Here is a 15,064-nt window from a genome sequence, read left to right on the forward strand (position 1 = left end):
TCATTGTATTGTTTCTGCTATTTCCAAATGAATTGATAAATAATTTTTTTGTCGAGTTATTTTGATAATTCGAGTGTGAAACAACATCCCTAAGTACTCAATCGCTGACGTGTTAATTTCGTAAATAATACTATTTAGCTTATCCACATCTTCAAAACTCATCCGTAGTTCAACTTTGCCTTGTTTTTTCGAAGTTAAAACATCAGACACTTCTTGCTTCCAGTTTGTTGAGTACTCGACAGACTTGACTTTGTCTACAAACAATCGACTTACAGCAAGCCTTTCAAAAACTTTTATGCCACTCGCAAATCGGTTATAGAATTGAATAGAACCTTGCCTAATAGCACTCCCTTTCGGCCAAAGAAGTGCTAAAATTTTATCTTTTGCCTCATTGACCTTTCCATCAATTGCATTGTTTTTAGCAATTAGATAAGCCATAGAAACTAAGGGTATTTCTAACTGAAATTGACTTTCTATATTTTCCCATTGATTTAACCATCCTAAGAGTTCTTTATCATTTCTTGATGTACTCCCAGCTTTTAACAACCTGGTATGAAGTAAACTGTTGAAACTATGTGTTTGGGTCACTCCAAGCTTAGAAATAGCGGTTCTAAGTTCTCTTGAAGCCTCCAACCTATCGCGGTAGCAGTTAGATTGCCTAAATCTCTCTATTGCATCTGACAATTCATCGTTCTTTTGTAACTGAATCAATAACTGATGGATATCGTAGTTAACTTGTTCGTATTCTCCGATGTCAAAGCTTCTTGATAAATGATTTAGCACGCTCAACGGGTCATTGACATACAAATCTTCAAAGCGAGACACAATACCAACACCGCCAGCTTCATTTTCTGTTAACCAAACTTTCAAATTATCCCCCGCCCACACGTGATCGACGTTAATATCAGATTCACTAACATCCGGAAGAAGACTATGGAGCGTTGCAGATATCCCACCGCACAGTGTATTTGCGAGTATATTTCTGAACCATGATATGAAATGTTTTGTGGTTAATTTTTCTTCATATAAAAAACGAAGCAAAGGCTTTAAGGCAACTAAGTTATTTTCATTGTGCAGAAATTCAATAATATCCTTCTGCAAAACTTGCTCTTCAGTATTTTCACCATCTAAGTCTTTCATCTGAAAGACCTCCAATGGAATTGAACAAATTGCGCTCTTAATATCGGGTTCTGAAATAGATTCTACAACAGACTTAATTGTTCGATTTAGTGAGCAAGCTAAATAATATATTGCTGTTGTGATGCAATCGAAAACCCAACCACCTTGGAACTGGTTTTTAAACAATGCTGATTCTTTGAATAATGCTTCAACATAAGCAGCCCGAAGGCTACTTATGAGAACAGGATCTTTTAGCAGTTGAATCAAGCACTTTTCGGTAAAATGAAAATCCCAACAAACTCCATCAACAAAAAGTACACTTCCTACACCCACCGGTGAACCGTCATTCTCCCAGTAAAAGTCAACCTTGGACGACTCACCTGTCTTAAATTTTATAGTAGCCTCTGATCCTGTTGTATATCGAGTTAACTCAATCGGGGTCATTTGGGCGTGGCTGAAAAAGCAGACGCTCTTCAGAAGTTCGAACCAATCAGAACTATGTGGAATGTTCAATTTATGAGAATCAGAATCAACATAAAAGTCTGACTCCCAATTTAAGAATGCATTACTAGTGTCTGTTATGTTTTTGTTTTCAACTCTCTTTGTATATAACTCAGTCGGGTTAAATATTTCGATACTATTACTCGAGTCTAAAACAACCCGTTTAATTGGCTCTGCACTTTTTCCAAATGCGTCATAAACCTCAATCCCACACTTCATGTCTTTTTCTGGTATGGGTGAAAAACTGTCAGATACCAACCAATCGCTTTCGGACTTGTTATTGACACTGTACCTTTTAGATATCCTACCAGGAGCAAATTCCTTTAAGCCTTGAAACAAAGGTAACTCGTGCCACTCTTGTTTTCTGTCTTCTTTTTTCCCTCTCAATATACAAATATTAAGTGAGGGTAAAACCAATTCGCTAAATAAAGTAGCAGGGAAGAACTCAGGCATAGGCGACCCGCTTTTAGTAACCCCCTTCCACTTGGTTCCATCTATGGACCAATCAGTTTCAATTTTATGTAATAAATTTGGGATGAAGTCCATTCTTAGCGAACGAGGGCTTTGCCAAAAGAGTTGGTTGATTTTTTCATCCGACAATCTCAATGCTGCCGTCAGGTATTTCTTCAACTCTTTTATGCTTTGTTCATCACTATTAAGAGCTTCAAGTTCATTTTTAAGAGTCTTAAAATAAAATTTATTAGTTTTCCCTACGGGATTCTTAAGGTTAGACCACAAGTGCGATTTACCCACTTTCCAACTAAGCCAATCCAGTGTTGCCATACATGCTTGCATCTTTTGAATGTGGCTATTTTCGACGGGAAGCCTGCTAGATTTTATCTGAGGGTCTACCAAACCCTCATACCGCTGAAATGCAACTCTATCCCTACCGTAGTCAGATAAGACCGTTACCATCCAGGGACGCATTCCCCTAGCCCTCCCAGCTCGTCCCTTACGCTGAACATACGATGCCATTCCTCTTGGAGCTTTATGTTGAATAACAACCCCTACTTCTGGATCATTAAACCCAACTTCAAGTGATGCAGTTGCGACTGTAATATCTGCGTCGCGATCAACCCCTGAGTCTTGACTAGAAGTTCTAGAAACTCTGGCTCTATCATGCTCATTCATAGCATGGCCGATGTATTCACAATTAGACCAATCCTGGCCTAGTGCGTTCATTTGCTCTTTTTGAACGTCATATTCGGGGTGTTTGCCGCTTCTTAGAAATGCTAAGGGAACTTTAGTCGGTTTGAGATTTTTGAACGCATGATCCCAACCTTCAGCATCGGCCATCATCTCAAATAAACGGTTATTCACATCCAAGTCATCAGTAAATACAAACAGTTTGCTTCCATACGTACCTTTTGAAACAGCGTCGTTTTTAGTATCCATCATTCTCTGAAACAGCATGGTAGTCTGAATCGTAGTAGAAAGTAACGCAGTTTGAGATACGGGATCTCCTCGCAAAGCCAACAAGTACTCGGCCCCTTCCTCTAACATTTCGGATTCTAGCGGTTCAATAGCTTCAACCTGATAATCAGAAACACCGGTGAATGAGGCAAAAAACTTGGAAGCATTGTTTAACGTAGCAGACAGCCCCACAAAGTGTGGTGAAGAATTCGTATACTTCATCCATCGCTTAAGTAAATAAGACGTTTGCGCCCCAGTAGAACCTTCATAAGTATGCACTTCATCTAGAAGTACCAAAGGAATAGATTGATTTTTTCGAGCACCAAACAGATGGTTTGAGAAACTGTTTCCTAAATGCTGGTTCAGCATTTCGGTTGTCGTAAATAGAATATCAGGCGCTGGAGACTCTCGTGTTAACGCGATCTCATCTCCATTAATTCTTTCACCGCAAGAACCACAAATTAGTACTTCCTTATTGGCGACAAAATCCTCGTACTTCCATTTTAATACGCCCGAGCATTTACAACTCAACATATTATAAGAAAGGTTCCCATTAGCTAGTTCTGGGTCGTTTTTACTCCAAGTATCACCGAAAAACGTGCCAATTCTAATTTTTCGGGCGTCATGTCTCTGCAAGTAAGAGTCTAGCTTCCTCGCTTGGAAAAATGTTTCTTGAAATTGGTCTTTAAGCAATTCTTTTCTAGGATAAATTGCTAAGATTCTAACTTTGATCTCTTGATTTTGAGTGAGTTCGGTAGCCAAATTAGCTAGCGCTGGTAAGTAAAATGAAAGCGTTTTACCACTACCAGTTCCTGCACACACTATAGTTGCAGAAGCGACATTACTCTTTTTAGTCAGTTTATTCAGAATTCTTGTTGTCGCTCTTTTTTGAAATCCAGAAAGCTTTAACTCTTGGTTACCATCAAGCATAGAAAAGAGCGCGTCTCTGTGGTTCCCGCCCAACTGGTTCGATTTACATACTTCATTAACAACTAAATTAGGTTCGATATCCCTCTGGGGGTACTTTCTCGCCCTACGTATAAATCTGAAGTCTGAGACTAGAGTCTTCGTATGCTGGAGTCTTTGTCCGTGGAACCACTGTCGCAACTTCTTAGAAAGATAAACCGACTGAGCCATTCGGCTTCGGTAAGCATCGGGAAAGAAAATATCAGCGACAGAAAAGATTAAACATCTCTTTATTAATTCTCTAAATACATCTTGAGCATTTTGAGAAGTTTGAGACTTTATAATTTCAAGTATCTCACCCTTTGTATGGCGAACCTCTGCATCGCCCCACGCCAAAAGCTTAAACTCTCTCTGCTCAATTATGTCCAGGCAGTTATCCAAACTTTGCCGCAGTACTTTCTCATCTACCATAAACGACTACTTCCCCAATTATTTTCTTTCTACCTTGAAGTTCGTTAATTTACTGTTGGAATTAAGCCAGTCTAGGACTTGAGGGGTCAGCAAATCTAAAGTTGCGGGTTCAAATCGAGAATTCAGCGCCTTAAAAAACCTGGCAACATCTTCGGGGAAATCAGAAACATCAAATTGAGCTTTCAGACTCACCATTGAATCATGTAACTTTTTAATTTGAACTGCGTCTTCCTTTGTAACTGTTCTGGTTCGTTTTAGCGCTTCTAAATTAGAAGCATTACTGATAAATTGTTTGTAATTATCTTTTTGAGTTGGGTTGTGCTTCTGGCTTTCTAAGACCTGCTCTTCAATAAAAACACTTTTATCTATCAATGCTAACCACTTTCGCCAACAATCTTCATTAGCCGCTTTTATTTTTTCTAACAATCCTTTCAACATTTCTCGGGCATGAATATAGGAATCCTTTTGTTGTACTTTATAACTTTCCTCTCTCCATGCATGCTCAAACTCGTCAAACTTTATAATAGTGTTGCCAATTAACTCTGCTACCTCCCGATCGAAAACAATAGAGTTTACGCCATTTCGATATATACCATCATCAGAAAAAACTGTGGTGTAGTCTGGCGTCTCTTCTAATACTTTGTTCACAAAGTTCAAAGCTTTTATAACTTCAAACTGTGTTTTGAGTTTGTCACTTACAAGACGCAGTTCCTTGTAAATAATCTCATTACCCTCGATAATCACTTCATTCTGTTGGGAGCTATCTGCCAACATTATTTCTGATTTAAAAGTAGCGACTCTTTCCTTCAAACTATTCATTTACTATCTGACTCCATAAACGAGGTTAAGTCCGAAAGTGTTTGGCTTAAATCAGCGTTAGTATTTTTGATGCTTTGGTTGACAGAACTTAACCGGTTTGCTCCAACAGTGTTATTGACCAATTGTATTTCCGGCAATGCTAACTTTTCAAAAGCTTCCCATTGGGAAAGAACTTTTGACAATAGGCTGATGAGTTTCCCATCAAGGTTGGCAAGTATCTCAATCTCTTTTTGCTCATCTTCAATGGCTATTAGCTTGATGGCATTTTTAACATCAATCCAACTTAAAGTTTCTAGTAACGTTTTGATATCTTGATTAGCCGTTTTACGCGTCAGGGTTTCATCAGGATACAATCCCAAATCTTGAATAGATTTATAAACTCCTCTTATCTCTTCGAGTAAACTTTGAAATTCCTCTTTATTGTCACAATCGCCTATACACATCTTTATTCTATGAAGGTTAGGCTTTATTTCATCGATTGCCGCTTTCTTAAGTCGCCGCAATACTGAATCAAGCTTCTCCTCTCCATTTTTTTTGGCTTCTTTGATTGCCGCCTTTAATATGTCTGAGTCGGCAGCAACATTGTCAATAAGAACAAGACTGGACCACACTTTTTGCGTATCGTCCCATTGATCTAACAAAGCAACCCTTAATTGTTCGAAACCAGAATTTAACGGTTCCTTTAGAATCGATTTGATGTGTACACTTTTCATGAAAAGCGTATTTTCGAGACTACCTTGCTCTTTTAGACCCAAACCATTTAGCAACATCAACTGCTTACCCACTGAGCGTACTAAATACTTTTTACGTAACGCCTTGAGGGCTATCTTTAAAACATGTGGAACCCATTTCTCAGCGAAACTTTGATAATAAGCAAAATCTTCATATCCTTTTTCATAATTCCAACCCGTGGCAGGGTTAACTTTATTATTTCTGTGATAGCGGATTATCGCTAGTGCAGTTCTTTGAATTACATTGGAAGACTCTTGAGTAGCAAAAAAGTCATCTTCTGAACAAAATTCAATCAGCGTGTCTCTTATATTGTTGTTAGAACCTGGTATATAAATTAGGAAACGATCTCCCTGTTTCAGAATTGCTTCTAATGCTGTTCTTTTAGTTTTTCCGACTTCAAAGACTTTACTATTCTTAAACCCCATCCATTCGGAAAATTGGGATTCTTCAATCATTTTATAGAGTTGACTTCTAAAATCATTCGCCAGCTTAGAATCGATTGGTGCCTCTTTGTTGAACCATTTTCCAAGTTGCTCCTCCAATAAATCCGACTTATTGGGAGTAGGAAGAGGCACAGGTTCAATAGGTTTTTGTGGTGGTACAACGATAGGGCTTGGTGTAGGGATATTAATTTCGCTTCCTAAGTAGGGAGCAAGTTCTGGTATATGGAATGAAATAGCAACTTCTTTGGGTAAAGCTGATTTCAAAGCTTCCATGCTAGATTTATCTGACCAGATTGAACAAAGAGTTATAGCTTGTTGCGGAGTTGACAGACCCAAATTGCTCAATTCAGCTAGAAGAGTTGGTTTGCGCTCTTTAAGTTCAACATTCTTCGGAAATATGCCAGATTCATAGTCGTTTCGTTGATATCTTAAAATATTAAGCAAAATATCATTCAACACATCTCGTGGGTTAAATATTAACGAACCTGAATCGTCGGTACAATACCATTTCGCAAGGTTTACTATGGCCTCTTTATTAAAAGGGAAAAGTGGAATCTTTAAGGAAGATTTACCGAATGCATCCAAACACAATCTATCACTCTCATCTAATTCGTCATTCCATATAGGAATACTATCATCCCAACTCTCAAGGCTAATTAATTCCTGCAATTGGGATTTCCCATAGCGCGCCGCATTTAAGTAGCGACTGCAGAAGTCGACAATTTTTGTAGAGATCTCTTCCTGACTATCCTGATTATTTCTGATCTGCCATTCAAATCTTGCTCTCGTCCTAATGGTGTTTTGTCTTCTTGTATAACCACTATAGCCACTTGTAACTGCGAGTACTGATTTCAGAGTACATAATTCATCTTTAGCCTCCTCTAACAGGCAATCTATCAGGACATCTTCGATAGCCGAAATTGCAGCGAGATCCTCAACTAAAATAACAAGTGTTTGATTACGAACTTTTAGATGCTTTCTTATTTCCTTGAATAAATCCTGAAAGTTACCGCTACCAAATTGAAATAACTGTTGGAAAGCGGTTTGTGAGGCGCGGGCAACCCCTTCATTTATTACCTCTAAAGCCTTTTTACTTTGCTCGGGATTACTGTCTAATCTAAGTGTGCTTAGAGCTCTTCGACCGGGTAAAGACAAATCATCTATTTCAATCTCTTCAATCATCGAGTCGAAATCTTTTTGTGATAATGCAAATTCTTTTTGGCGCAACTCTTCCTCTGTTGCCCCTTTAATCCACCTGGTTGCTATATTGTAAATATAGCTATCATCGCCAATGAGTCTCGATTTAAACTCAATATCATCTACTAAATTAGGGAGTTGTTTAGCAAACTGTATCCTTTCCATTAATTCTTTGGCATTGGGGGATCCACGTTCGCAGTTTTCCAGAAGTTGTATACTCTCTTCACCAATATCCTGAATACCATGCTTAAGATGAGTACCAAAAAGGTCCGCTATTTTCCGGGCGACAAGAGTACTCCCGACTTCATCTACTTGTTTCCTCGCACTTTCGAAAACATCACCTTCCAAACCGTCAAGAAGTAGATGAAGCGTCTGTCTTAAACTCGCATTCTTAGGGATTCGAACTATCTGCCAATTCTCTTCCTGAACTATTTTCTCTGTTTTAAGCTTAGCATGTAGCCACCTTATTAGGTGTGATTTACCGAGGCCTGCATCAGCAACGATAGGAATTGGCCTGTCAATCTTTAAAAAGTGCTCTAACAGGTCCTTCTCAGTGGCCTCTTCTTCAGATGTATTGCTACTATATTTCGTCAACCTCATCGGTTCGTGTACAGCAAGCAATGTCTCATCAGAGAGTTCTTCAGCTTCAGTTTTGATGCAATCTATAACGTTCTGTACGGAGGGCCAATATCTGTCTAAACTCATTTTACTCCCCCAAATCTTATGTGACTAACTGGCCTTTTTTTATTTCCAGGCAGTTTCAACTGCACGGTTTTTTCAGCATCAGATTTAGGTATAAGAAAAATAATCCCTTCAAGGTTGAGTCGGTACAATGCATGAGAAAGGCTTGCCGACAATTCATGGTCAGGCAAAGGTGTCCAATCTTTTATCTTAGATCGAATAAGTTGCTCAATTATGATGCGATATTCTCCACCATCAATTACAGGAAGTATGTCTCTTAGTTGAATTAAAAATTCTTCTACTGGCATTTCATTAACATTATCTGAATTTTTGAAGATCTTATTAATGACAGGCCTAATTAAGCGAGTAGGGTCAACCACAAACTTATCTTTCGTAACTTTTTCTAGAAAACCTATTAGAAGTCCATAATTAGCAAAAGCCTTAGTCTCATTACTAGAGTTAATAGTCAGGCGTGTGCCAGCATCTGATCTAGTCGGAAGATACTTCCCAACTATATTTTCGATTTCTGTAGATGTAAAAAAACTGCCACCAGTAAAAGTCAAAGAATCTAAGCTCAGTAAGAGAGCCATTCCTCTTATTAGTGGTTCTATTCTTGTTCCATTTACAATATCCAACCGCTTTTTGAATAAGACTTGAGATACTCTTTCCCCGAGGTTTTCGTTACTTGACAATTCTGACCAAGCTTTAATATTGTCACCATCTTCTTCCCACAGGCCCTCGCTCTTCCAGAACGTCAGAGTGTCCTTTAACTTTTTTTCTGGATTCCCGTTTCTTTTAAACTGACCTAGCTCGTCTTTTTCATCGGCGATAAAAAGGTAGTCAGGCATGCTTGATGTTAAAATGTCGGATACAGATATAAGCTCTGAGCTTTTTTTCTTTGAGCGTAAATGACGGTTCACCAAACGATCAATAAAATGCAGTGAGGTTATATGACTGCCGGGGTGCATATTATTTATTACTGACATCAGTTTTTTCCTAGCAGATTTCTAAAGTTACTTATTGATAATGATGTTGAATAATTTTCGTACCAATTTCGATATTCCTTGCCCGACTCTTTTTTTGACCGCTCAGCAAAGAAATACGTTACATTCTCTCTAAACCTCGGCACATCAATCACTTTCGCGCTTCCATCAGTAATTAATGCGGTTGGCCAGTAGCTTGCTTCATCTTCAAACTCTTGAGAAATCCAGAATCTATCAAAGCCAACGGGCATAGATTCTTGGAATTCAGCTAAAAATCTTTCAGATGCTTGAATTCCCGAAATAATGTTTTTCTCTAGCATTGATTTCAGTAATCCTTTCCAATCGAAACTATCGTGATTCTCAAAATAAACCATGCACATATTCCGGTTAGAAATCAGCGTTTTTAAACTGGAGGTTGATGTTGCCAGAGAGTTGTAATTATCCAGATAGGCTGTCTTTCCAACAGTCGGGAAAAAACCGTCACAGTTGACACACCCTCTGCAGGTGCGCTGTGCGGGTATATGATTAATTGAATAGTACTTAGAAAGCGTTTTACAGAGTGGTTTTGAATTATATTCCAGGTAATGCCTCAGAACGTTGAATCGCTCATTTTGGACAGTTAACTCACTTTCTCTGTATTCATTAATTTCAGTTTCCCAATAATCCTTTTTCAGTGCTCTTGGCTCTAACAACTCTATTACTATTGTTTCAGAGTAATCTTCCCAGAACTTTTGAAGTTTTAGTTGGTCATGAATTTTATCTAACGTTGAAGGTGGCTTAGGAACTTCATAATATATTTTAATTGCACCAGCACGCTGCATAAACAGCAAAGTCAACCAATTCCACTCGCTATTCCTATCTGTTTTTTTTTCTAGATCCTTTCGAAAAATGGAAGTGTTTAGCTTATAAAGATCGTCACTTTCAAACAAATCACTATCAACAGTCTGCCTTCGCGCAAACATATCCATCCAGCGTTCAAACCCTAGTTCGATCGATATGACATTCTCTCTGTTTATATTTTGAGCAATGGATAACTGATCATGATGATAAACCATTAGTGCTATTGCAGAGTCACCATTACGGCCAGCCCTTCCAATTTCCTGATAATACCTATCGATGTTATCTGGAACACTAGCATGTAAAACTGTTTTAACATCAGATTTATCCATACCGACACCAAAAGCAGAAGTTGCAACGATAATGTCGTACTGGTTACTCTTCCATTTTTCTATTATCTTATTTCGTTCTTCATATTTTGTGTCGCCGACAAACTTAGCAATCCTGGTACACCCATAACCCTTTAACTTATTATAAACGTCTTCGGCTTCAGACTTTATTGTCGTGTACAAAATCAATGGTTTCGGTAGTAAAAAGGCATATTTGCATACTGAAGTCAGATGCTCTTGCCTATTAACTTTTAAAACAGAGCTTTTAATTTCTGGGCGAAGAAAATTACCGTTGACGATAATCGGTTCGTTCACCCCATCGCCATAAACTTTATTGATAGCCTCTATATTCGATTGGGTAAACGTTGCCGACATCAGGACAGTGTTAAACTTACTTTTTGAAACCTGTCTAAGTGTTGCAAGCAACGCTCCAAATTTTTGAAAGTCGGGCCTAAAATTAGTGCCCCAACTATCAATTAGATGGGCTTCATCAACAATAATTTCTGCTATTTGATCGCTTTTCGATAATGAAAACAGTAAATGAAGTAAACTGCCAGTAAGCGACTCTGGTGATGTAAAGAGAACTTTCTGACGGCCTGATTGCATGTTTAACTTTATTTCTTTTCTCTCTTCCTGAGTTAAACTTGCATGCCAACAGTAATTGGAAACAACAGGAATGCCACAATGTTGAATTATTTCTCTAGCTCTTGCAGCTTGCTCGATTGCCAAGCCTACTGTAGGAAGAATAACAATGGTATTAGCAAATTCTCTTTGGAAAATTATCGAGGCGTGTGAAATCAGAGTCTTACCACATCCGGTGGGCAAATTAACAAAGATAGTTGAACCTTTTTTAGCTGTAAGGCATGCACGAACAGCTAATCTTTGCCCTGCCGTTTGGTATTTGCTGTACCCAAGTCCATCAAGCTTATTCTTTAAACACTCATCTAGCTTTACGGGTACGGTTTTTCTTGTGTTCTTCAAGGTATAAACATCGAAATCGTGTTTGTGGAGGCTGCTTTGATCAAGTTGTAGTAAATTAGTCCCTTGCCTTTGAGTCACTCCAGCCTTTTTTGCAACATCCAACTCAAGTCCATTTAATTCTCGTGGAAAGGCAAAACTAATGTAATTTTGATTGACTGTTTGATGAATTGAAACTAAGAAATCCTTTATTGCCAACAGCACATCTACTGAACTAACATTATTGGATTTAACAACTGAAAGAAGTCTGTCAAAGAAAAAGTTACCGTTGAAGGAGATTTGAAAATTTGACAGTTCTTCAATAAAAAACTGGGACTCAAACTCATTTAATTTCAATGAATTTATTTCAGGCATTATTATCATCCACCTACTAATGTCATGCTCAAAGCGGAAACCAGCGTCACAGATAATTTATTTATTAGGTCTAAATGTTCATTTTTAGTCACTTCACTTTCTTTGATTTGAGACTCTCTATGTGTGACAGCACTCTCAATTACTCTCTCCCACTCATCTTTCGAACAAAACGAATCGAATAATTCCCACATATCCTGTTCTCCAGATACTTGAACTTCAAAATCTCTATAACCACTATCACGCTCACCGTTCGATGCTTTTACCGGCTTTTCTAGCAATTTCAGTATCGCTTCATTGTTGACTAGGTTCCCAGAGTCATTTACCCACTCAGTTACTACGTGGGGTTCGAACATTGCATCAAGTTTCCTCTGTTCTACAACTGAACCTTCATTTGACTCACAGGAAACTAGCCAATTCAGCTTAAAAAAAGTCTTGGGCTTTTCGAGTTTTATCTTTATTTGTCTCAAAATTGAGCTTACAAGTCCTAAAGTGCTCGCATGAGTAAAATTGTAGATCGTATCGATAAAAGGTTGGCCATACCGCAATGGATAAGCACCAGTTTTGGCGGTAACTTCCCTGTCAGGTGTCATTGGTTTTGTAGAGGGGTTCCGTAACCCACTATTAAAGTCCATTCCTAAAATACAGTGATGTAAAAAGTCGTCTATATTTAAACGAGTTATTCCAAGTCTATATTGATAAACAATTGAGGAATCCTCATTACGAGTTATACCAAATTTTAAACTCCGTTTTATCCAGCTTTGTAATGAGTTATGTAAAGATTCAGCATTTAGGTCAACGTTCTGAATGTTCTCGGCAAACTTATTGATAGAAGCGAGATCAATCTGCATTTCATTCCAAACTTCCTGATCTGCTACCTTCTTCCGCTCTTTTGCAATTAAGCCTTTTTCACCCCCCAACTTATCTCTAAGACAAGTCAAGTGTCCAAAACCATTTATTAACAGGTTAGCTTCTTCAGCTTGGATAGCTTCTTCTACAACTAATTGGATACTTGCCGTTGTTTCATTAAATACGCCTATGGTATCTTTTAAAAGAAGAGTCCAGTTTTGGATGAAACCTTCATAATTTGGAACAAGAACATAGTTCTCAATCGGTTTCATGCTTTTCGACGTCGCACTATACCTATTTAACCTACCAATACGTTGCTCAATTCTTACCAAAGAGCGTGGTATGCTGTAATGAATCGCGAGTCGTGAAGTTCCTTGTAAATTTAACCCATCCTCACCTTTCTCATCGGTAACGAGTACCTTTATTAAGGGGTCTGCGACAAAAAGCGGCCTAAAATCTGGAGAATGCCTTTCTACATCGCCTCTATGTTTTTGCAAAAATACATAAAGGTGGTCCGCCGAGGCTTTATTTCCGCAGAAAATAACTACTTTGCCATCTATATTTTTTGCCAACCATTCTTCAAGTACTTTTCTTGTAAGTTGATCCTTGTTGTTTTGTTCAACGAGTGCCGACTCCTTCATAATCAAGAATGTTTCAGAAAACTGCTTATAATCATCAGTATTAATTAACTTATCGAGTTCATGCGAAAAACTCTTTGGAGAATCTAAAAGCGCGTCTAAAAGGGTTATCACACTTGGTATTTTTTGCTCCAAGCCTTCACAAATCAGGTAGTCTCTATAGTCATCTAGTTGTTGATCTAAAGAGGGTAATTGTTTTGCAATTTCCCATTTATACAGTGCGCAATCACCAAGGCCCGGAAAAAGTAGTTCAATCGAACTGTTTTTGCTACCTCTCCTGTTTCTGATAAAGCGTTGAAACAACCTATACTTTTCACCAAAATGTTCCTTAAGCTCATGAATTGCCGAATTTCTTTTATCCTCATCCTTATTCTTATTGAAGTAATCAATCTCAGGCCTTAGACGCTCAATCAGTGTCGTTAATTCCGCATCCACCAACCCCAAACTTTCTAGTTCATCTAGTATCCCAGCCAATGTAAAGTCATCAGACTCTGATGAAATTGCTGTATAAAGCCCTGAAAAGCGCTCCCTTTCACTTACCTTTTTGTTGAATTCATCAATACCTGCCTCAGTAATTTTGTAGCTTTCCGGGTTAAGACAATGCAACATAGCCAAGAAACTTTTCGCATTCCCAGCAATAGGCGTACCCGATAAAATAACTGTGGAACGTGCATTTGAACAAAAGGTGACTATTTTTTGGTAATTTACAAAACTGTCGCTATCCCATGCCAAGTCAGCGAGGTTATGCCCTTCATCAACCACAACCATAGTTGGTTTATTTTCATTTACATCAAACAACGGCAAATCAAAATAATCACAGACAAAGACTCTTTGATCTTCCTCTAACTCATCGCCAAGCACATCCTCTAGATGAAACTTTAATGTTAACTCCTCTTTCCATTGGCTAATTAGGGAAGCAGGAGTGATAACCAATACACAAGCATTATCTTTAAGCTCAAGAATATGTTCGCGGATCAAGAAACCAGCTTCAATAGTCTTACCTAAGCCAACTTCATCGCCTAATAAGTATTTTTGATTTGAATCTTTCAGAACTTGTAATACGACTGATAATTGATGGGTTTCGAGGTTAACTGCACTACTGGTTAAAGAAGATATTGATTTACATGCTGCTCTTTGTTCAATATATGAGGTAATAAAATTTGTTCTATTTACATAATGCTTATAAGCAGTTGTTGCCTGCGATGCTAGAAATTTATACGCAGGGAATGAAGCATCTCCTAACAAGTTGGGGACGAACAAATCCTCTAGTTCGAATACCTCTGACTCTCTGCTATTAAAGTAAACTAAATGTTTATCGCCTGGTCTCTCGCCATCGTAGAACCCCAATCGCCAACGCTGTTGTGGCCCAAACTGCACATAAATGGGCGTTTTCTCGAATAACTTGCTTTTTCCAGTTAGTTCACTTCCTTTAACTTCGACTTTTTTATCAAATGGAGTTAAAGGAGAAGTAAAAAAACCGACTATCGCGCTTTGGTCTGTCTTAGAAATTGATAAAATCTTACCTATGCCAATGAAAGAACTACTTTCAACCAGAGAACCGATTATTAATCTCATACTACTTTCTCTTTTCTATCACCTTTTTGCTTAAAACAGTAAAAGTCGACATGACGAAAAAGTGCTCGATGGGATAAGAGGAGGGCTGTTTGCTTAAAACCGTTAGAACAATGTGATTTGGACAATACGCTCAAAACATCAACAAAACGCATTCTACATCCTTATAGTTAGTCTTTAGCCTAATAAAATAACATTGAATTATTTTCTGATTCAACGGCGTTTATCGAAAGTTTAGTTTGATT

Annotated in this window: 6 protein-coding genes; all 6 read right to left on the reverse strand. The window is 38.2% G+C overall.

What is annotated here, in order from left to right; translation table 11 throughout:
* The 6 genes from dpdJ to dpdE are packed head-to-tail and all read right to left on the reverse strand — an operon-like array spanning position 1 to position 14,822.
* Positions 1–4,410: a protein DpdJ gene (gene dpdJ / locus ACXAFM_RS08650; protein ID WP_474834190.1), complete on the reverse strand. Its 4,410-nt coding sequence runs from the start codon at positions 4,408–4,410 to the stop codon at positions 1–3.
* Positions 4,411–4,428: 18 nt separating this feature from the next.
* On the reverse strand, positions 4,429–5,229 hold the full coding sequence (locus ACXAFM_RS08655; protein WP_474834192.1) for a hypothetical protein: 801 nt from the start codon (positions 5,227–5,229) through the stop codon (positions 4,429–4,431).
* A complete protein-coding gene (gene dpdH / locus ACXAFM_RS08660; protein WP_474834194.1) occupies positions 5,226–8,306 on the reverse strand; it encodes a protein DpdH in 3,081 nt (1,026 codons plus the stop codon). Before dpdH ends, ACXAFM_RS08655 begins: the two co-directional genes overlap by 4 nt.
* On the reverse strand, positions 8,303–9,268 hold the full coding sequence (gene dpdG / locus ACXAFM_RS08665; RefSeq protein ID WP_474834196.1) for a protein DpdG: 966 nt from the start codon (positions 9,266–9,268) through the stop codon (positions 8,303–8,305). The genes dpdH and dpdG overlap by 4 nt, the downstream gene beginning before the upstream one ends.
* Positions 9,268–11,763, reverse strand: coding sequence for a protein DpdF (dpdF, locus tag ACXAFM_RS08670; RefSeq protein WP_474834198.1), 2,496 nt, complete (start codon positions 11,761–11,763; stop codon positions 9,268–9,270). The genes dpdG and dpdF overlap by 1 nt, the downstream gene beginning before the upstream one ends.
* Before the next feature lie 5 nt (positions 11,764–11,768).
* Positions 11,769–14,822, reverse strand: a complete 3,054-nt coding sequence (dpdE, locus tag ACXAFM_RS08675) for a protein DpdE (protein WP_474834200.1) — start codon at positions 14,820–14,822, stop codon at positions 11,769–11,771.
* Between the last annotated feature and the right edge of the window lie 242 nt (positions 14,823–15,064).

The sequence above is a fragment of the Alteromonas sp. ABD4_190 genome, from assembly GCF_056160105.1.

Bases quoted from the DNA above. Each gene is read 5' to 3' on its own strand.
- dpdJ (WP_474834190.1), bottom strand. From the start codon at position 4,410: ATGGTAGATGAGAAAGTACTGCGGCAAAGTTTGGATAACTGCCTGGAC.
- ACXAFM_RS08655 (WP_474834192.1), bottom strand. From the start codon at position 5,229: ATGAATAGTTTGAAGGAAAGAGTCGCTACTTTTAAATCAGAAATAATG.
- dpdH (WP_474834194.1), bottom strand. From the start codon at position 8,306: ATGAGTTTAGACAGATATTGGCCCTCCGTACAGAACGTTATAGATTGC.
- dpdG (WP_474834196.1), bottom strand. From the start codon at position 9,268: ATGTCAGTAATAAATAATATGCACCCCGGCAGTCATATAACCTCACTG.
- dpdF (WP_474834198.1), bottom strand. From the start codon at position 11,763: ATGCCTGAAATAAATTCATTGAAATTAAATGAGTTTGAGTCCCAGTTT.
- dpdE (WP_474834200.1), bottom strand. From the start codon at position 14,822: ATGAGATTAATAATCGGTTCTCTGGTTGAAAGTAGTTCTTTCATTGGC.